This window comes from Rhodococcus sp. Leaf278, assembly GCF_001426085.1.
Classification (GTDB): domain Bacteria; phylum Actinomycetota; class Actinomycetes; order Mycobacteriales; family Mycobacteriaceae; genus Rhodococcoides.
Genome location: NZ_LMRR01000016.1, coordinates 13109 through 32393, shown reverse-complemented (window position 1 = coordinate 32393; position 19285 = coordinate 13109). Strand labels below are relative to the sequence as shown.

Annotated in this window: 14 protein-coding genes; 3 read left to right on the top strand and 11 right to left on the bottom strand. The window is 61.9% G+C overall.

The window, feature by feature from the left end:
- Positions 1–158: 158 nt before the first annotated feature.
- The 5 genes from ASG84_RS15970 to ASG84_RS15950 are packed head-to-tail and all read right to left on the bottom strand — an operon-like array spanning position 159 to position 6122.
- The gene (locus ASG84_RS15970; RefSeq protein WP_057478032.1) at positions 159–2564 is read right to left on the bottom strand and encodes a CaiB/BaiF CoA transferase family protein; all 2406 of its coding nucleotides are present in this window, start codon (positions 2562–2564) and stop codon (positions 159–161) included.
- On the bottom strand, positions 2561–3343 hold the full coding sequence (locus ASG84_RS15965) for a crotonase/enoyl-CoA hydratase family protein (RefSeq protein ID WP_057478031.1): 783 nt from the start codon (positions 3341–3343) through the stop codon (positions 2561–2563). The genes ASG84_RS15970 and ASG84_RS15965 overlap by 4 nt, the downstream gene beginning before the upstream one ends.
- Positions 3340–3804, bottom strand: a complete 465-nt coding sequence (locus tag ASG84_RS15960; RefSeq protein ID WP_057478030.1) for a Zn-ribbon domain-containing OB-fold protein — start codon at positions 3802–3804, stop codon at positions 3340–3342. The genes ASG84_RS15965 and ASG84_RS15960 overlap by 4 nt, the downstream gene beginning before the upstream one ends.
- Entirely contained in the window at positions 3801–4979 is a 1179-nt protein-coding gene (locus ASG84_RS15955; RefSeq protein ID WP_057478056.1) for a thiolase family protein, read from the bottom strand. The genes ASG84_RS15960 and ASG84_RS15955 overlap by 4 nt, the downstream gene beginning before the upstream one ends.
- 36 nt (positions 4980–5015) lie before the next feature.
- Complete coding sequence (locus tag ASG84_RS15950) at positions 5016–6122, bottom strand: acyl-CoA dehydrogenase family protein (RefSeq protein ID WP_200936605.1); 1107 nt, start codon at positions 6120–6122, stop codon at positions 5016–5018.
- Between the two features lie 233 nt (positions 6123–6355).
- Here ASG84_RS15950 and ASG84_RS15945 point away from each other — a divergent pair, with 233 nt between their 5' ends.
- On the top strand, positions 6356–7072 hold the full coding sequence (locus ASG84_RS15945; RefSeq protein WP_057478028.1) for a TetR/AcrR family transcriptional regulator: 717 nt from the start codon (positions 6356–6358) through the stop codon (positions 7070–7072).
- Positions 7073–7165: 93 nt separating this feature from the next.
- Here ASG84_RS15945 and ASG84_RS15940 read toward each other — a convergent pair whose 3' ends face one another.
- From ASG84_RS15940 to ASG84_RS15920, 5 genes are all read right to left on the bottom strand, one after another.
- Positions 7166–8500: an MFS transporter gene (locus ASG84_RS15940; protein WP_162248348.1), complete on the bottom strand. Its 1335-nt coding sequence runs from the start codon at positions 8498–8500 to the stop codon at positions 7166–7168.
- A 257-nt stretch (positions 8501–8757) separates the two neighbouring features.
- Positions 8758–10239 (bottom strand): MFS transporter, encoded by a 1482-nt coding sequence (locus ASG84_RS15935; RefSeq protein ID WP_057478026.1) that lies wholly within the window; start codon positions 10237–10239, stop codon positions 8758–8760.
- Between the two features lie 127 nt (positions 10240–10366).
- The gene (locus ASG84_RS15930) at positions 10367–11482 is read right to left on the bottom strand and encodes an LLM class flavin-dependent oxidoreductase (RefSeq protein WP_057478025.1); all 1116 of its coding nucleotides are present in this window, start codon (positions 11480–11482) and stop codon (positions 10367–10369) included.
- Positions 11483–11536: 54 nt separating this feature from the next.
- Positions 11537–13630 (bottom strand): hydantoinase B/oxoprolinase family protein, encoded by a 2094-nt coding sequence (locus ASG84_RS15925; RefSeq protein ID WP_057478024.1) that lies wholly within the window; start codon positions 13628–13630, stop codon positions 11537–11539.
- Complete coding sequence (locus tag ASG84_RS15920) at positions 13630–15675, bottom strand: hydantoinase/oxoprolinase family protein (RefSeq protein WP_057478023.1); 2046 nt, start codon at positions 15673–15675, stop codon at positions 13630–13632. The genes ASG84_RS15925 and ASG84_RS15920 overlap by 1 nt, the downstream gene beginning before the upstream one ends.
- Positions 15676–16026: 351 nt before the next feature.
- On the opposite strand from ASG84_RS15920, the gene ASG84_RS15915 reads away from it, so the two are divergent.
- The gene (locus tag ASG84_RS15915; RefSeq protein ID WP_057478022.1) at positions 16027–17133 is read left to right on the top strand and encodes a zinc-dependent alcohol dehydrogenase; all 1107 of its coding nucleotides are present in this window, start codon (positions 16027–16029) and stop codon (positions 17131–17133) included.
- 114 nt (positions 17134–17247) lie between these two features.
- Positions 17248–17925 (top strand): TetR/AcrR family transcriptional regulator, encoded by a 678-nt coding sequence (locus ASG84_RS15910; protein ID WP_057478021.1) that lies wholly within the window; start codon positions 17248–17250, stop codon positions 17923–17925.
- Here the strand turns inward: ASG84_RS15910 and ASG84_RS15905 are convergent.
- Positions 17922–19109 carry a CaiB/BaiF CoA transferase family protein gene (locus ASG84_RS15905; RefSeq protein WP_057478020.1) on the bottom strand — a complete coding sequence of 396 codons (1188 nt, stop codon included), beginning with the start codon at positions 19107–19109 and terminating at the stop codon, positions 17922–17924. The two genes, ASG84_RS15910 and ASG84_RS15905, sit on opposite strands and share 4 nt — an antisense overlap.
- Between the last annotated feature and the right edge of the window lie 176 nt (positions 19110–19285).

The following is a 19285-nucleotide window of genomic DNA, read 5'->3' as shown; positions in this document are numbered from 1 at the left end:
TCGCGAATTCCCTTCGTACTTCGGTAGCCAACGTCGTGAATCCACACCGACGCGCTGGAGGGCAGCGCGTCGGCCGGAGAACTCACCACCACAAAAGTTGACGATCGACCATTCCAATCTGAAATCTGTTGCTGCAGCGTAGAAGAGACCAGCAGAAACTAGACCGAGACCGGCGCGAGCGATTCCTCGAGTACCCCTGCGTCGATGGCCGTTTCGATCTGATCCTCGGTCATATCGAGCAATTGGCCGGCAATCTCGCGCGTGTGCTCACCGTGCAAGGGAGCCGGATCGAGGACCGGATCCGCCATCTGCATGGAATGGCACAGGCTGTTTTCCATCAGGATCGGACGTTTGACCAATGGGTGCCTCACGGTTCGGAAGAATCCGCGTGCCTGGAGATGCTGGTCCGATCCGAATTCGCCGACGTGCCTCATCGCGCCGGCCGGAACGCCCACCTCCTGCAGCGCGCGCGCAACCTCTGCGGAATCTCGTGTGCTCGTCCAAGAGTTGATGGCACTGTCGATTTCGGCGCGGTTGGCGATGCGCCCAGCCACCTCGGCGAACACCGAATCCGACAACCTCGAGGCGTCGACGACCTCGAGCAGGCTCGACCAGTCATCGTCGTCACGGACGTTGATCACGCACCACGCGTCGTCGCCGGCGCATCGGTACACACCGGACGGCGCTTGACTGTCGATCGAATTTCCGCGCGGAGCAGCGGTTCCGGGCTCGATCGATTCACCGAGGAAGAGATCGGACATCGCCACGAGGATTGCTTCTGCCTGAGACGCCTCGACGAGTGCACCGACTCCGTCACGCCTACGCGCAATCAGGCAGGCCAGCACGGCGATGTCGACCACCCTGGCTTCCAGATGGTCAGGGTAGACGGTGGCGGAATCACCGAATTGGCCATCGTCACCCGGATCGCGCCACAGACTCGTCAGGCCCGACGCTCCCCGAACCAGCGGGCCGTATCCCATCCAGTTGCTCCACGGCCCGGTTGCTCCCAACGCACTGCTCGCCGCGACGACAACCCTGGGATTGATGTCACGGAGGGTGCTCGGGCCGATCCCCAGCTTTTCCAGAGTTCCTGGCTTGAAGTTCGACAGCACTACGTCGGCCTGCTCGACCAACTGCCGAAAAATGTTCTTGCCCTCGTCACTTCGCAGATCTACACCGAAACTGCGTTTGCCACGTTGCGCGATGGCAAAGCGTCGAGTCATCGGACGTTGTAGTACGGCTCGTGAACCGTCCGGGTACGCCCGGTTCTCGACCTTGATCACGTCGGCACCCTGATCGGCGAACAGCCGTCCCGATTCCGCTCCCATGACTATGACGCCGAGGTCGAGCACTCGAATTCCCTGCAGCGGAAGTCTGCGCTGCTCGGCTACCGGAGCTCGAGACGGAGATTCCGTGGAACGCGGCACAATATTGTCGAGCAGGTGCTGATGCTCACCCAGTTCCGGTGCTCGCCGCCGAATTCCAGCCCGTTCTCCGTCCAACTCGACGAGGCCGGACGGAATCTTGCCCATGACCCCGGGTGCAACTTCGACGTCGACGAATGCCCCGCGCACCGCGAAGTGTTCGCTGCCGAGTACTGCAGCCGGCGTCAGAACGGGCGCTATCGGCACGCCCCGTTTCTGGCCTTCCAACACCAGTTCCATGGACGTGCGCTCGGCGAACAGTGCGGAGATGTACGGGTTCACGAGATCGGCCATGGCATATCGTCGGTGCGCCAACTGCAGGTCCGGATGGGCCAGGGCCTCCGGTTCGCCCAACCATTGCCGAAGGGCGCGCCATTGCCGGGCGGCGAGGACGACGATGCGGACGTGCCCGTCACGACACGGGAAGATGGGGTACGGCTGGAACGCAGAGCGATCCTGACTGGTCTCGCCGTCGCCCGTGGCAGCCGCCGCAGTCCCGATCGAACCGAACGGGGGGTCGAGCACCTGAGTAACGGCATCCGAGATCGAGAAATCCAGGTAGTCCCCCGAGCCTGTCTCGAGGCGATTCCAGTACGCCAGCAGCGTGGCCCAGGCAGCTTGGATCGACGCAGACTCGTAGGCCAAGGCACCCGGAGGCATCATCGGTGCCGTGTCGGGCGATCCTGAACGACTCAATATTCCTGCCACGGCCATCTGCACCCAGTCGGTAGCCACGTCGTCACGGCGCGGACCGCTCTGTCCGAAGTCGGTGATCGAGACCACCACGAGCTCGGGGAAACGACGCTGCACGGCGCTCGGATCGAGGCCGATCACAGAAAGTGTTCCTGGAGCGGAGGTTTCGATCCAGACGTCCGCGGTGGAGAGCAAACCCAAAAATGTTGCGCGCCCGTTCCCGTCTTCCAGGTCGATGACGACGCTCGATTTGTTCGCGTTGTGCGAGGCGAAATACGTGCTGACGCCTCGGTATATCGGTTCGCAGGTGCGACTCGATGCCCCTTCCGGGGGTTCGACGAGGATCACCTCGGCACCGAGGTCGGCGAGGTAGCGACCGCACATCTCGCCCTTGCCGTCGGACGTGTCTACTACTCGAAGTCCCGCAAGCGGCAGATTCTCGGTCATTGCCCAGTCCAATTCGGTTGGCGCTTCTCAGCGAAAGCGCGTGGTCCTTCGGCTGCGTCTTGACTCCGGAACACCTCTCGGCGGAGGGAGTCGAACTCCTTCAGTGCATCGGTCTCGCCAATCGAACTCGACAGACGTGCAACGGCTTTGGAATAACGAACGGCCAGAGGTGCGCCTTTGCATATAAGGTCCGCGAGCTCGAGTGCACCGCCGAGAGCTCCGCCGTTGGGGGTAACGCGGTTGACGAGCCCAAGATCGAAGGCTCGCTGCGCGGTGATGGGCTCCCCGGTCAAGATCATTTCCAGAGCCACGGCCGGCGGTATTCTGCGCGATAGCTTCTCTACACCGCCGGCAGCGGCAACGATTCCCCGTCGTACCTCGGGCAACCCGAACGATGCACGTTCGTCCGCCACGACCAAGTCGCAGGCCAAGCAGATTTCGGTACCACCACCGAGCGCAAATCCGTTCACGGCAGCAATCACCGGTTTGCCGAACGTCCGCGACGTGAAACCCGCCAGCCCGCCGAGTTCGGGAACGATGGGGCGGCCGTCCTTCATGGACTTCAGGTCGGCACCTGCGCAGAAGGCCTTGTCACCAGCTCCTGTCACGACCATCACGCGCACACGGCCGTCCGCCTCGAATTCTTCGATAGCACTGGCCATTTCGATTGTCACGGCTCGACTGATCGCATTCCGCGCTGCAGGTCGGTTGATCGTGAGTAGTCCTACCGATCCGCGCCGCTCGGCCAGAACCCGCTGGTTCGAATCGTCGACTGTCATCGCAATTGCTCGCTTTCGGTGTGCATGGCGGTCGGCGCGAAGACAGGCACCGGTTCACCGGTGCCGAGCGCCAGGAATTCGACGTGCATGTCCAAGCCGTCGCTCAACGATGCGGCGCTGACGCCGGGCAAGGCGGTGTACATCCACGGACCTTCGGACAGTTCCACAATGCCGATCACCGGAGGTCCGCCGTCGCTACCCAACAGTTGGGTACTGATCGATGGCGAATGATCCACTGCCCAGGTCACGAGAGTTGCAGTGCCACGTGCGGCACGCCACTCCAGTTCGCTGCCGTCGCGGCAACGCTTGACGTGCGGGGCGTAGAAGTGGTTGCACGTCGGGCACTCCCGAATGAGAAGCGTTCCGTTACGTGCAGCATCGAAGAACGGCGTTGATGCATCGTTGCGTTCGACGATGAACTCCTGCGCCGCCGTCGAATCAGGGGTCGATCTCTCGCTCATTGTGCCTGCGCTCCCAAGACGAGGGTGCTGTGGTAATCGAGGATTCCGCCGTTGCCACTCACGATGGCGGTCTCGTGCTGTGGGACCTGACGAGCACCGCCCTGGCCGCGAATCTGGAGGATCGCTTCGGACAGCGGAGTCATCCCCCACAGGTAGAAACTGGACAGCTGTCCGCCGCCCGTGTTGGTCGGCAGCGCGCCTCCCGGTGCGAGAGCACCACTGGCCGCGAGTGCACCGCCCTCGCCCTTGTCGCAGAATCCGTAATCTTCCAAGGTAACCAGGACCGTGTAGGTGTAGCAGTCGTAGATTTGCCGGACGTCGATATCGGCAGGTGTCATTCCGGCCATCTTCAACGCCGCGGGCCCTGCGATGGCGGCACCGGTCGTCAGACCCCAGTCCGATCCACGTTCCATCCGGTAGCCCGGATGGCTCTGTGCCCACCCACGGACATGGACCGGGGGTTGAGCCAAATCCTGTGCTCGTTCTTTTGTGGTCACCACGACTGCGACGCCGCCGTTGGACACCATGCAACAGTCCAGCAGATGAAGCGGCTCGACGACCCACCGTGATGCTTGGTGGTCGGCCACAGTGATAGGTTCCCGAAACCTGGCGCGTGGATTCGAAGCTGCCCACTGGCGTTGCCCGACGGCAATTGCGCCCAACTGCTCGCTCGTCGTCCCGTATCGGTTCATGTGCCTGCGCGCGGCAAGTGCGTAGCCGCCGTTTGGATTTCGGGGGCCAGCCACGGTCGACAGGCCGCGAAAACCGGTACCCACCGAACCGGCCGACGGGCGATACGCATCGCGCGCCCGTTTCGATGGCTTCAAGGGAGCGTCGGCGTGGACACACACCACTGTGGTGGCCAGTCCACCGGCAATTGCCAAGGCCGCCAACTGAACCTGCGCATTCGCCGTCGATCCTGCCTGCGAAATCTGGGTGAGCAATCCAAGGTCGCGAAGCCCCAGCCTGCTTGCCAACTTCACGTCGACCCCACCGGATTTGCCACTGGAGGTCACGAGCCCATCGACGTCGTCGAGGGTAAGCCCGGCGTCGCCCAGCGCGAGATGGACTGCCTCCGTAGCGAAATCTGCGGCCGATCGTCCGTCGACCGCATTGTCGGTCATTCCGAGACCGACGATCGTGCCGCGTGGCCCCTCACCGGCAGTCCAGCTCATCTCGCCCTCACTTTTCTCGTCGCGCACATTGCCATGTCACAGCCCGATGCGTTCAGCGAAGAGTTCGCGCCATCGTGTGGGATTGCCGAACAGAAGCTCCGAGGACTTTGCGCGTCTGAAGTACAGGTGGGCCGGGTGTTCCCAAGTGAATCCGATTCCCCCGTGAATCTGGATGTTGTCGGTCGCCGCATTGAGGTACGTCTCCGAGCAGTACGCCTTGGACAGAGCTGCGACTTCCGGTAACTCGTCGACCATCTCGGAGGTGCACCAGGCTCCGTAGTAGGCGGCGGACCGCGCTGATTCGACTTCCAACAACATATCGGAACACTTGTGCTTCACGGACTGAAAACTCCCGATAGGCCTACCGTACTGAATTCGGTCCTTCGCATACTGAACCGCCATCTCCAGGACCCGTTGCGCTCCACCCACTTGCTCGGCCGCGAGCCCCACGACGGCCAAGTCGAGGACCTTCTCGAGAACCGGCCAGCCCTGCCCCTCGGTACCGATCAATGTTGCCGGGGTATCCCGAAACTCGAGACGAGCCTGTTTCCGCGTGAGATCCAGCGTGGACAGCAAGGTCCTTGTCATGCCTTCGGCACCGGCCGGGACCGCGAACAACGACACTCCGGTGGCGGTTCGAGCTGCAACGAGCACCAGTTGCGCTGTGTGACCGTCCAACACGAAAGAACTGATGCCGTTGATCGACCAACCGGCCTCCGACTCGCGAGCAGTCGCTGAGATACCGTCCGCATCCCAGCGCCCGGTGTCGTCCGTGAACGCGAGAGTGGCCGTTGTCTCGCCGGTTGCGATACCAGGCAGATACGACTGCTTGGCAGACTGGTCTGCACACTGCAGCAATACGTTTGCGGCGAGCACTACGGTCGAGAAGTACGGCGCGCACACGAGGACCTTGCCCATTTCCTCGAGTACCAGATTGACCTCGAAGAGAGTGAAACCGGAACCGCCGAACTCCTCCGGAATCGCGAGACCCTGCAGGCCAAGGCTCTCCCCCATCTGGTGCCACAACGACGCGTCGTAGCCGTCATGAGTTTCCATCAGACGACGCACCTCGGACTCCGGCGACTTGTTGCCGAAGAAGCCGGCAAGCACGGACCTGAACTCTTCTTGTTCTTCCGTAAACATCAGATTCATTCGACTGCCCTACTCGTCAGACTGCGCGTTGATCGTTCGCCGCCGGCATCCAGACGCGCGATGCATCGATGCCGTAGACGGATCTTAACCTTATTCGACATTTTTGTCGATTACTTTTCCGCGGTTGTGACGGGTATGTCGACTAGACTCGCTGCCGAGGGGTAAATGTTTCTCGGTTCGGGAAACATGCATCCCACAGGACATCGATAGATCCAAGGAGCCACATGCCTCGTCCCACGACCTCGTCAGCGAGTCGACGCAGCGGTTCGGGTCCGCTCACCCGCGGTGGGTGGACACCAGCCGGCACCGCCGCGGAGCGCCGAGCCAACCATGCGTCCAAGGGCACAGCACGCGGCGAGCGCACCAGGGCGCGATTGCTCGACGCGGCGCGAGCGGTATTCGAGCGAATCGGCTACTTCGATGCCGGCGTCGAAGACATCGTGAACGAGGCGGGGGTGGCACGTGGCAGCTTCTACACGTACTTCGAGGACAAGCTCGAGGTCTTTCGCATCCTGTCGGCCGAAGTGAACGAGGCGGTATTGAAGGCCGCTACCACCGAGCCCAGCCAATCCTCGACCGATCCGATCGCGCGGCTTCACGAGTCGAACTTGAGGTACATCGAAACCTACAAGCAGAACGCCGCGATGTACGGGCTCGTGGAACAGGTTGCGACCGTCGATCCCGAAGTGCACCAAGACCGATTGAAGCGGCGTCACGACCATGTCGCTCGAGTTACCGCCACCATCGAGCGCTGGCAGCGCCGCGGGTTCGCCGATCCCGTCATCGACGCGGAAACAACCGCAGGGCTGCTTGTTTCGATGACATCGAATTTCAGCTACTGGTGGTTTGTCGGCACCGAGACGCATGATTATGACAAAGCCGCTCTCGCACTGACCGACGCATGGGTGCGAACGATCGGATTGACACTCGACAAACGCTGAGACCGCCCGACAGCCGAACAAGGCCATCACGCCCGGAAGTCGATGTCGGATAGATCCGACCAACCGGACGCGATGACCTCGAAGTTCAGCCGACTAGGCCACGGTCGACCCCGGCCGCGGAGCACCCACAGCGTCTCCGTAGGGCTGATCGACGGCGTCGCGATCGACAGCGGTGTGCCCGCGGGTACGCATCAGGGCACCCACCGAGAACAATGAAATGACGCTCATCGCGACCAGGTACCAGCTGACTGCATGGGGTCCATACTCTTTCGACAGCGTTGTGGCGATCAAGGGCGCCAACCCACTACCGACGATGAGTCCGATCGTGTAGCCGATCGAAATACCGGCGTACCGGACCTCAGGGGGAAAGCACTCGGCAAGAAACACACCCATGACACCCATGTTCAACGCGAGCGGTATGCACAACACGATGCACGCCAGAAGCGCGAGCCACGCATTGCCAGTGCCCACCAGCCACAGCCACGGGAAAGCCCACAGCGCTAGTCCGACCATTCCTCCGACGATGCACTTCGGCCTACCGATTCGGTCGGAGAGCCGTCCCGCAGCGACGATGAACACGAATGCGAAGATCATGGTCACCATGATTATTTGAAGCATTGTCTGACGACTGAATCCGACTGTCGTCGTTCCGTAGGACAACCCGAATACGGCCAGAACGTAGAACGAGACACCCGCGCTCAGCGTGATACCAGCAATGATGAGACTTCGCAGAGGGTACTTGCGAACAATGGTGAGTGCCGGTGACCGGTCGGCCTTGCCGGATTGTTGAACCTCGGTGAACGCAGGGCTCTCCTCGATTGTTCGCCGAAGATAAAATCCGAGGAATATCAAGACTGCACTCAGAATGAACGGGATACGCCAGCCCCAGGAAAGTAGCGCTTCCTCTGGCATTGCGGTGATCGGGATGAACACCAGAGTCGCCAGCACGAGCGCCAACGGGCCGCCGGCCGTGGTGAAGCTGCCGAAGAAGCCACGGCGTTGAACGGGACTGTGTTCCATTGTCAACACCACCGCGCCACCGTATTCGCCGCCCAACGCAAATCCTTGTACTGCTCGCAGCACCACCAGCAAGATGGGTGCCGCCACACCGATCGCGGCATACGTGGGCAGAAGGCCGATCAGAACGGTCGCTATTCCCATCATGGTCAGCGTGAGAATCAGCATCGGACGGCGTCCGATCTTGTCGCCGAAATGCCCGATCACGATGCCGCCGAGTGGGCGGAAAAAGAATGCCACCGCAAAGGTCGACAGCGACGCCAGGGTGCCGCCGAATTCGCCCAACCCGGGGAAAAATACTTTGTTGAATACAAGGGCCGCTGCTGTCGCGTACACGAAGAAGTCGTAGTACTCGATAGTGGTGCCGATCAGGCTAGCCCCTGCCGCAAGCCTGGGTTGCAATTTTGGCATGCAGACATCCTTCCGTGGAATGGACCGACCTCGGCGCTCACGATGGACGCCCAGGTGAATGTGATGGAGTTCACTTACATCCGGAAAGCTACCCGACATGCATGTCGAATGCAATGGGGGGTACGCGATTGCATCACCGAAAGGGAACGCAGCGAATCCGGATCCAGAGTTCACACTCACCTGTGAGGTCGTAACTGTCTGTGCTGCAACAGTTCTGACCAATGCCTAGCGGATCGAACGACCCATCGGTTACCTCGTCACTCCGACTCGTCGCCGACCACGGTTCCACCGGCGACCATGGCAAGTTCCCCGTGTCGAAGGGGTACTGCCGGCTCCTCGACGTGATCGCCGACCTTGCTCCGCCGGATCTGGGGTATCAGAAGACCTGCGACAGCGCTGAGCAACATCGCACCCGCCAGCAACAGGAAGCTGTTCGTGTAACCCGATTCGGCGGGTATGCCGGTCGGACCTGCGTGCGCTGCGACGACGCTGGCGACGACCGCTGCGCCGAGAGAGCCGCCGATCGTACGGATGTTGGCGTTCATACCGCTGGCCACGCCGGTCTGTTCCCGGGGAACCGAATTGACGATGATGTTCGACATCGAAGCAAAGGCGAGACCGAAGCCTATTCCGGTCATGGAAGTCGCCAGATAGATCTCCCATGCCTGCGCGTGGGCGAAGGCCAACATCAAGAGTGCGACGAAGGCGATCAGCGATCCCATGACAAGGACGCGTTTGGACCCGAATCGCTGTGCCAGTCTCCCGGCCACCAATCCGACCAGGAACATGAAGACGGCCTGCGGAAGAAGCATGACCCCGGACTGGGTGATCGAAGCGTCGAAGCCGTAACCGGCTTCGGACGGAGTTTGCAGAAATGCCGGGAGGAAACCCAGCAGCGCGTACATCGCGACTCCGAAGAGCAGCGCGACGAGATTCGTGGCCCACACCTGACGAATTGCCATCATCTTCATGTCGATCAGAGGGTTGACGCTACGACTCTCGACGATGACCCACAGCACGCACAGAACGACCGCTGAAACGAGTAGGCCCAGTACGGCCACCGATGTCCAGCCCCAGGACGGTGCCCGGCTGACCGCGACGAGGAGCGCGACCAACCACCCCGACATGAGCAGCGCGGCCCACCAGTTGATTCGAGCCGGCGTCTTCTCACGGCTTTCGGGAACGAAGAGTTGTGCGGCCAGAGCAGCGACGAGGACCATGATCAGCGGGATCCAGAAAAGCCATTGGTAACTGAGAACGGTGACGATGGGACCGGCGAGCACAATGCCGAATCCGGCGCCGATGGCCGTGAGAGCGGCAATGAGACCGACTGCACCGCCTACTTTTTCGGCAGGGAACTCGTCGCGAATGATCCCGAAGGCAAGCGGTAGTACGCCGCCGCCCACACCCTGAATCACCCGAGCAAGAATCATGACAGGGAGCGAAGTTGCCACTGCTGCCAGCAGCGACCCGACTGCGAGCGCCAGCAGAGCGATGACGAAGAACTTTCGCTTGCCGTTCATATCGCCCAACCGTCCGACGATCGGCGTGAATATCGACGCCGACAGTAGGTACGCGGTCAGCACCCAGGTCACGTCGGTCTGCGAGGTATGCAGAGCAGCCTGAATGGTCGGTAGGGCAGGCGTCACGAGAGATTGGAGCAGGGCAAAAGCTCCCACACCGATAGCAAGCACGCCGAACGTGACTTGATGGTGAGTACGGGTGGCCGGACTACGCATATCTGCTCCTAGGGCGCTCAAGCGGAGTATTGACTCCGGTTGAGACCGTACCATAAGCGGAGTCTTGATTCCGTATATCGCGAACTACTGAGCCTGCGGTTCACAAAGCCGAGGTCGAATCTCGGTCTCAGGAATGCGCCGTGACCCGACCGACTCGGTTCGGGACCCGAGGCAATACGGACTCGACTGCGAGGTGGTAACTCTCGCCGCCCAGGCCGTCCAGATCGGCCGTCCAGAAGTTGAAGCGCTCGATTCCGATGTCGACGAGTTGCTCGATCCGTTGGACGCAGTGGTCGGGATCTCCGACCAACGCGAACTTGTCGATGTAGTCCGCATCGAGCACCTGAGAATGACTCCCCGACGAGTCACCGTGTTTCGTCATGTCGTAGGTGGCCTTGACTCGTTCGAGGTTGGCACGCTGAGACTCGCTCACCGGGCCGGAGATCGACTTGTTCATGACCGCAAATCGACTGTGGGACGTCACAATTCCTCGACTCAAATCACGAGCGACCTCCACGTCCGAATGCGGATAGAGGGGAAGATATGCACCGAAGCGCACGGACTTCGGATCTCTTCCGACTCGATCCATCTCATCCCGCGCAACACCGATACCCCACTGGAGTCGATCGATGTCGGCTCCCAGCGAGAACGAAATGCAATCCGCGTGCCGAGCTGCAGCAGCGATGACCTTCGGACCGCTCGCCGCGACCTCGACTTCCACAGGCGGAAGGTCGTTCGGAAGCCATACGAGAGTGCTCGTCTCCGGCGCGTTGGCTATCGCGATCCCGTCCAGCCCTCCGCGCCCGCCTGCGAGCATGCTCGCCGACTCCTCGATCGGAACTCCCTCGTTCCTCAGATACTTCTGCAACATGGACAACACTCGGTCGAACGTCGCGACGGACGCGGGTCGAGCACCGATGTACGCGAGCGCCGAGTCTCCCCGTCCGATGCCCAACGACATTCGACCGTTGGAGATGACCTGCACCGTGGCGGCAAGATTGGCCAACACGGACGGGTGACGCGTCACAGGATTACTGGTGCCGGTACCCAACTTCAGTTTCGAAGTCGAGGCCGCGGCAAGGGTGAGAATCGCGAACGCGTCACCCATCAGGCACTGCGAGTCGACGAGCGTCGCCCCGTCCCAGCCGTCGGCTTCCAGACGCACCGCACGTTCGGCCAGTTTGCGCGGGTCTCGGCTGCTTGAGGGTGATACGAGCGTCGTCCACGCTTCGACATTGTTCATGCTGTGTCTCTCTGTCTGCTGTTGTGCTGGTTCGGGTCTCGGGTCGACGCCGGTCTACTGGCGTGCAGCTTCCACCCAACTCGTCGGCAGGTACTCGAACGAGATGCCTTCGCCGATCGGCACGACCTCGACATGCAGAAAGTGACCTGTGATCGGGTCGAGGTACGCCCGACGCTCGGTCGCACCCTCGTTGACCTCGACCAGAACGGGACAACCGTCTGTCCACGGACGGGGGGCCTGCGCCAGAACCGATCCGGATGCACTGGCAACCGCAACATCCCCCCGCTGATCGACGTTCGGACCGATAGGCAATCCTCGTTCGCTCGGAACGTCCGTCTGCTCCATGGGCACTAGCGCCGCCCGACCCCGAGCAAGCCGAGTCTGCCCGATCTCCGTCCGACGTTCCCGCGTTGCATTTTCGTCACCACGAACTACGCCGTAGATTTCGGCCGCATCTTCGGGCGAGATGTACCCCAACTCGATGTCTGCCTCCACGAGCGACGCATCGCGGTCGATCGGATCGCCCCATGCCGCACCGCTTCCCGCCCAGCACAGAAATTCGTCGCCCGGCTTCAACTCGAATCCCTGGTCGGTCAACTTCAGCGCTGTGCGGGTTCCATCGTTGCGCTGGATGGCCATCCGAGACGTCGTTCCATCCATTCCTCCGGCCGAGCCTGCGGTGGACAGCAGATCGTGCTGCCCGATGCTCGTGCCGAACAGCGACTGCTCGCTCGTCGATTGGAAGCCCAGTTCCACCCCGGCACCGCCGCGATACGCGCCGTGTGCCATTCGGGTTCCTCTACGGCGGAAGTTGATTCGGAGTGGGTACCACGACTCGGTCGTCTCGACGTCCGCCGGTTCGATCGTGTTCTGCTTTCCCACGATCTCGCAGTAGAAGTCGGTTCCGTCACGGTCCGCACCTGCAGACGAGCCTGCAGCCGAGGAATCCTGCATCAGCCACGCCAACGGCTCACCCGCATGACCGGGACCCGACCACGTCAGCAGGAACTTTCCCGAGTGCGGCGGAATTGCAGACAAGAATCGGCTGACGTAGGAACCCGGTGCTGAGGAAGCGGCGGCGACCAAGCACCGCAGAGCTGCGCTGACTGCATCCATCGACGCGAGAAGGTGAGCAGCACCGACCGGCGCGGGCGGAAGTGCATTGAGGATGGAGCCTTCCGTGCACTTCACCTCGAACGCATCGAGATAGCCTTGATTGTGCGGCAGATCCCCCACCAGGTAGAGAGCCAAGTACATACTCAGCATGCTCTTGACCACGTGGTCCTTGGAATTGAGGAAGCTTGCAACCTGTGGCGCGGCCCCTTCGAAATCGAAAACCATCGACGATCCGTCGATCGTCATCGCACACGGAATCTTGTGAAAGGTTCCCCTCCACTCCGCGTACGTCGTGTAGCGGTACGTACCGTCCGCGAGCTCGGCGATACGGCCCCGAATAGCCTCGAGTGCACGACGATTGAGGTCTGCGATCGCGAATCGGAATCGTTCGACGCCGGTTTCTTCCACCAGTCCCGCGAGCCGATCGTGCCCGACGTTGATGCCGGCCACGAGTGCACGCAAATCCATCTCGACCAGATGGGACACCCTCACGTTGTTGAGGAAGATGGCCCAGATGTCGCGCTGCTCCACGCCGCCACGGAACAACCGGACCGGCGGAAACCGCAGCGCCTCCTGGTAGCACTCGGTGGCGTTGGGGGCGAAGGACCCCGGCACCATGCCTCCGAGATCCATGAGGTGCGCGGAGTTCACGACCCATGCGACGAGTTCGCCGTGCACAAAAACGGGCCGCAGTACGAACACGTCCTGCGGGTGCAGTCCGCCGCCGCCATGCGGATCGTTCGACAGGAAGATATCGCCCTCGGCAATATCGGCGTGTACCGAAAGAACAGTCTTGACCGCGTTGGTGGACTCGTTGAACTGCATGGTGATCTTGCCGCCACCGATGATGAGATCGCCGACCCCATCGAGAATTGCAGTGCAGTAGTCGCCGTTCTCTACGACGATCGGACTGATCGCCGTCCGCTCGATCACCCGCGATGCCTCTGCGACAAGAGCTTCGAGACGGTGGCGTAGAACTTCGACCGCAATGACGTTCATAGTCGCGGCGGGGTTTTCTTGCAGGGTAGTCATCAGATTGCCTCCATCTTCAAAGTGTGGCGAGAGTCGCGCATTGCCCGGTAGCCGTCGGGGACCACGATGGTGGTGTCTCCCTGGTCCACGATGGCTGGGCCGGCGAACGTGTGTCCTGGACGCAGATTTGCTGCAATGTAGACGTCGACTGCGCGGCGACCGTTCTCGTCGAGAAGGATCTGCCGGGTTCCGTCGGGCACGGCCGTCTCGGAAACACTATCGGGGTCGACCTGAATCGCCGCTCTCGGCAGGCTTCCAATTCCGATGGCACGGACAGCGGCGACCTCGACGGGAGTCCCGAGAGTGATTGCGCTGGTGCCGTATCGCTGGGAGTACTGCTCGATGAAGTGCTTCTTCACCTCGCTCGCATCGAATGCCCCGTCGCCGATCGGAATCGTCAACTCGAACGACTGCTGGTGAAAGCGAATGTCCGCCTCGAACTCGACCCGCCGTTTGCTCTCGGGCACTCCGTTACGTTCGACGTCGTCGTACACGGCCTGACCGAGGCTCTTCATCTTGGCGGAGAGGGACTCGGTGTCCACCGCGTCGATCAACTGGTTCACCGAGGTGAGACGCTCTCGTCGCACCTCTGCGCACGCGGCACCGAAAGCGGAGAGCACAGACGCCGGAAGAGGCACCAGAACCGTTGGTACTCCGGCAATTCGAGCAAGATCACCCGAGAACAGCGGACCGGACCCTCCGTAGCCGAGGAATGCGAGCGACTTGGGCTCGAGACCACTCGACGTCGCCAGGAGCCTCGCGGCCTTGCCCATCTGCTCGACTGCGATTGCGTGAATTCCGAGCGCGACCTCCTCACCGCTCAGACCGAGCTGCTCACCGACGGTGGAACACGCCTTCAGGGCCGCGTCCGCGTCGAGAGGCATACTGCCGCGGAGGAACGATGCGGGATCTATGTATCCCAGGACCACCATTGCATCGGTCAATGTCGGCTTGGTGCCGCCGCGCCCATAGCACGCCGGCCCCGGCATGGCGCGGGCGGAATCCGGTCCGACTCTGAGCAGCCCGCGATCGTCGACCCACGCAATGGATCCTCCCGCTGCGCCGATCGATTCGACGTCGACCGTGGACTGCGCGGTGATCACGCCGTGCAGTTTTCCCCGCTGCGTTCGCTGCGGAAGTCCGTCTCGGACGAGTGCCACATCGAAGCTCGTGCCGCCTGCGTCGCCGCACAGTGCGTTCGTGAATCCGGCCGACGCAGCGAACTCCCCAGCGGCGACGACGCCGGCGGACGGCCCGGAGGAGTTCAGGCTGAAGGGCGAACGACGTGCCTCGTCCAAGGTGGTCGTGCCACCGTTCGCTTGCAGCAGTAGCATCGGCGAACGGAGACCCTTGTCCGCCAAAGTCTTTGCCAGATCGTCGATTCCATCGAGCGCGTTGCCACTGAATGCGTTCAGGACCGCAACCATGGTTCGCTCGTACTCTCGGATGGACGGGTGAAGTTCAGCGCCCGAGAACACTGGGATGTGCGGATACCGTTCTCGCGCAATCGCTGTGACACGATCTTCGTGTACGGAGTTGGCGAAGGACCACAACAACGACACGGCGATCGACTCGACCTGCTGATCCCGCACCAGTTCGTCCAGTGCGGCGATGGCCTGCGATTCGTCGAGATCTTCCACCACAACACCGCCACGACCGACACGCTCGGACACACCCCTGATGCACGAGCGATCCACCGGCTGCCAGGGCACTTCCAACCAACCGTCGACCGACACCCGCCGGCTTCGCGCGGACGAGATGACGTCCTCGAAACCCGAGGTCGTCAGGAGGCCGACGCGCATCCCTTTTCGCACCGTCAGAACGTTGGTGACGGCCGTGGTACCCAAGCCGAAACGCTCGACCTGCGGCAAGAGCTCGTCACTGGTCGACCCAGCCTGCGCGGCGACGTTCTGGCACGCGTTCAACACACCACGTCCGAACTCGAGCGGGTCCGTCGGCGCCTTGTCGCGCCAGGTCCGCTCACCGTCGCTCAGGACGATATCGGTGAATGTTCCGCCGACGTCGACTCCGATTGTGAAACCCATCAAACTCTCCCTAAGTATCGGTTACTGCTGAACTCCGACGCGAACCTGCGCGGTTGATAGAGCCAGCGTGGACGGCATGGATCGACCCGGTCCACCGTCTTGCGCTTACTCGACATAGTAGTCGAATAGTGATCTGAAAGCTAGACGTAGGTCACACTCGAGATCCGAGGTGAGTAGCAGCACGAGCATGGTTGACCGCTTCAGCGAGTGTGGGATATACCTAACTAAACCTTGTTTGGTTAACGCAGTGACGACACCTCGCCCTCTCCGAGAACGACCTGCGCACGACCTGCGCACGACCCGCGAGAGACGACCTCTCGGCAAGGTTTACTCGACGAAAGGTGACTGCAGATGGAAAGAGCGACCGCTCTCGTTCAACACGGGCCGGGAAAATTCGAGTTCGAGGAGTTCACCCTCCCCACGCTCGGCGAAGGTGACGTCCTCGTCCGTGTCGAAGCGAACGGGCTCTGCGCATCCGACGTCGAGGCCTACGAGGGGTTGGACCGAGACTGGGATGATCGCCCGCGGATCCTCGGCCACGAAATCGCCGGTGTCATACAGGATATGGGACCGAAGTCCATCAACCGCCAGGGCCTCGAGGTCGGCGATCGGGTGTGCGTGAATCCGTTCGTCTCATGCGGCATCTGCCGTTCCTGTTTGATCGGCGACCTCTCCGGCTGCACTGGCCATGTCGAACGGTTGCGCTATGGAATGGTGCCCACGTCGGTCTCACCGAGTTTGTGGGGCGGATACTCGACGCACGCGTTCGTTCCGCGAAACGGAATTCTGTACAAGGTCCCGCCTTCCGTCGACGCGCTCGACGCAACCTTGTGGCAGCCCATCGCAGGCGGCTTCGAATGGGCGATCGCCCAGGGCGGCCTTCGAGTCGGCGACAGACTTCTCGTGCTCGGGCCTGGCCAACGCGGTTTGGGCGCTGTGCTGGCTGCCCGTCAGGCGGGTGCGGGCAAAGTTGTCGTCACGGGCCTCACCAAGGATCGGTTCAAACTGGACGTCGCACTGGAACTGGGGGCCGACGCAGTCATCGACGTCGAGACGGAAGACTTCGTTGCGCGCAGTCTGGAACTGTCCGACGGAGAGGGTTTCGACGTCATCCTCGACACCACACCCCACGCGGTTTCACCGATCAACGACTCGGTGGCTGCACTGCGACGGGGAGGAACGATCATGGTGATCGGAGTCAAGCTCCGGACGTTGGACGGGTTCCCGATCGACCAATTCCTTTACAAGCGAGGAACTCTCAAAGCCGTACCCGGCAGTACCGACCGCTCGTATCGCCTTGCGCTCGATCTCGTCGCATCCAATCCAGGAGTTATGTCGAAGCTTCGCACCCATGTGTTCGGGTTCGATCGACTCGGAAACGCCCTCGACGTTCTCAAGGGTGAGGTCGCCGGGGAGAACGCGATCAACGTTGTCGTCACCCCGGACTTCACCTCGTGACCGAAGGCTTCGCGGGGTAGCGAGTCACCCGTCGGAGCTTGTCGAGGGATACTGAAAGCGACGACTGACAGTGTTCGCCCAACGACCGGACCCCGGTGACTGACGAGGAGCGCGATGCAGAAGGACACAGGCAGTGGGCAACGCGGACTGGGGCGCCCCAAGTCCTCGTTGATCACCCGAGCATCGATCGTAGAAGCCGCACTGGTGATCGTCGACGAGGACGGCCCCGAGGGCCTGAATCTGAGGAAGATCGCCAAGGCGCTCGACGTCACTGCAGCCTCGCTCTACCACCACTTCGCGAACAAAGAAGAGATTCTTGCGGAGCTGACCATGCACCTGCTTCGCAAGCAACGGATCCCGAAACAACAGGACGGCTGGCAGAACACGTTCGTCGCCGGCACTCATCAGTACCGGCGAACGCTGCTCGAACACCCCCGTGCCGCACCGATTCTCGCTTCTCGACTGTGGCAAGGCTATTCGTACGCGAAGTTCGAACACTCGCTGTCGTCGATGGCGGCCGGCGGGGTCCCGGAAAAACTGCAGCTCGCGATCATGCGAGCCGGAGAGATGCTGGGACTCGCATCGGCGCTCATCGGGCCGGACTGGGACAACAGCAAATACGGTGACGTTCCCGACGAATACCCGGCTCTTCGCCGTGCGATCGAAGCGGACACATGGACGGCAGAAGAGTCGTTGGATCTGACGGTTCGAGCCCTGATTGCCGGTTTCGAGGCACTGGCAGCCAAGGAACCGACGTCGGGCGAGCAGTCAGCAGCCGAGGAAGCGTCTTAGCGCTCGACGACGCGCGATCCGATCACGCCTTCGGATTCCCACTGTCGCTGAAGATCTACGCTCACGCCGAGATCGGTGAGAAGCTCCGATGTGTGTTGGCCGATTCGCGGAGGACTGGTGCTGACGCGTCCCGGCGTTCGGCTCAGGTGCGGTGCCGGTGCCGGCTGAAGCACGCCATCGCGCCTGAGGAAGCTCTTCCGATCCAGGCTCTGTGGGTGATTCTCCGCTTCGAACATGTCGAGCACCGGCGAGAAACAGATATCGCGCCCCTCCAGCCGCGCGCACCACTCGTCGCGGGTCGCACGTGCGAAAATCGTCCCGAGTTGCGTCTTGCGCCAGGTCCATAGGGACCGATCGTGCTGATCTTCCCACGCTTCACCGTCGAGCCCGAGGGCGTCACGCAGCTCGCGGTAGAACTGCGGTTCGTTCGCAGCGACAGTGATCCAGTGCCCGTCCGAGCATCGGTATGCGTCGTAATGTGGAGCCGCCCCCGACAAGAAATGCTCCCCCCTCTTCATGGTGCCGGCTCCCGCGGCAGTCATGCTGTAGTTCATCGTGTTCAGCAACGCGGCCCCCTCGGTCATGGCCGCATCGACAACCTGGCCCGACCCGGACCGTGCCACCTCGTGCAGAGCCGCCATCACGCCGAAGAGCAAGAACATGGCACCGCCACCGAAATCGCCGACCAGCGCGAGGGGCGGTGTCGGGGGGGAATCCGGACGTCCGATGCCCTCGAGCACACCGGACAACGCGAGGTAGTTGATGTCGTGGCCTGGTACCTGCGCATACGGCCCAGTTTGTCCCCACCCCGTCATCCGACCGTAGACGAGCTCGGGCCGCAGCGACATGCAGTCGTCAGGACCGAGTCCCAACCGCTCGGCCACTCCGGGTCGCATGCCTTCGAGTACGACGTCGCAGGTCTCGATCATCCGAAGAACGATGTCGCGGCCATCGGGCTTGGTGACATCGACGCTGAGAGAACGCTTTCCGCGGAGGTTGATACTCGTATGCCGCAGCTCGTCGACATCCGCCGGGTGCGCTCCTCGACCGACACGATCGAGGCGGATGACGTCCGCCCCCATGTCTGCCAGCAACATTCCGGCGAAGGGAACGGGTCCGATGCCAGCCAATTCCAAGACCCGCAACCCGTCCAGTGGGCCTGGTGTCTGGTCAGTCGAATTCATTGCTATTTCCTCGCCGTTCGTCTACATCGACCAAAAGTCGAAGCACCGAGACTGCCGTGCGATGCCTACTTACCGATTGGCACAACACGATTCACGCTCAGCGACCTTGGGGGTTGACGGGCCTTGGGCTTGCCCGTACGGTACGAGTAGCAGTCAACTAAACATTGTTTAGATAG

Excerpts from the sequence above, each read along its gene's own strand:
- ASG84_RS15905 (WP_057478020.1), bottom strand. The coding sequence starts at position 19,109 with ATGAATTCGACTGACCAGACACCAGGCCCACTGGACGGGTTGCGGGTC.
- ASG84_RS15920 (WP_057478023.1), bottom strand. The coding sequence starts at position 15,675 with ATGGGTTTCACAATCGGAGTCGACGTCGGCGGAACATTCACCGATATC.
- ASG84_RS15950 (WP_200936605.1), bottom strand. The coding sequence starts at position 6,122 with ATGTTTACGGAAGAACAAGAAGAGTTCAGGTCCGTGCTTGCCGGCTTC.
- ASG84_RS15935 (WP_057478026.1), bottom strand. The coding sequence starts at position 10,239 with ATGCGTAGTCCGGCCACCCGTACTCACCATCAAGTCACGTTCGGCGTG.
- ASG84_RS15925 (WP_057478024.1), bottom strand. The coding sequence starts at position 13,630 with ATGACTACCCTGCAAGAAAACCCCGCCGCGACTATGAACGTCATTGCG.
- ASG84_RS15945 (WP_057478028.1), top strand. The coding sequence starts at position 6,356 with ATGCCTCGTCCCACGACCTCGTCAGCGAGTCGACGCAGCGGTTCGGGT.
- ASG84_RS15960 (WP_057478030.1), bottom strand. The coding sequence starts at position 3,804 with ATGAGCGAGAGATCGACCCCTGATTCGACGGCGGCGCAGGAGTTCATC.
- ASG84_RS15970 (WP_057478032.1), bottom strand. The coding sequence starts at position 2,564 with ATGACCGAGAATCTGCCGCTTGCGGGACTTCGAGTAGTAGACACGTCC.
- ASG84_RS15965 (WP_057478031.1), bottom strand. The coding sequence starts at position 3,343 with ATGACAGTCGACGATTCGAACCAGCGGGTTCTGGCCGAGCGGCGCGGA.
- ASG84_RS15910 (WP_057478021.1), top strand. The coding sequence starts at position 17,248 with ATGCAGAAGGACACAGGCAGTGGGCAACGCGGACTGGGGCGCCCCAAG.
- ASG84_RS15930 (WP_057478025.1), bottom strand. The coding sequence starts at position 11,482 with ATGAACAATGTCGAAGCGTGGACGACGCTCGTATCACCCTCAAGCAGC.
- ASG84_RS15940 (WP_162248348.1), bottom strand. The coding sequence starts at position 8,500 with ATGCCAAAATTGCAACCCAGGCTTGCGGCAGGGGCTAGCCTGATCGGC.
- ASG84_RS15955 (WP_057478056.1), bottom strand. The coding sequence starts at position 4,979 with ATGAGCTGGACTGCCGGTGAGGGGCCACGCGGCACGATCGTCGGTCTC.
- ASG84_RS15915 (WP_057478022.1), top strand. The coding sequence starts at position 16,027 with ATGGAAAGAGCGACCGCTCTCGTTCAACACGGGCCGGGAAAATTCGAG.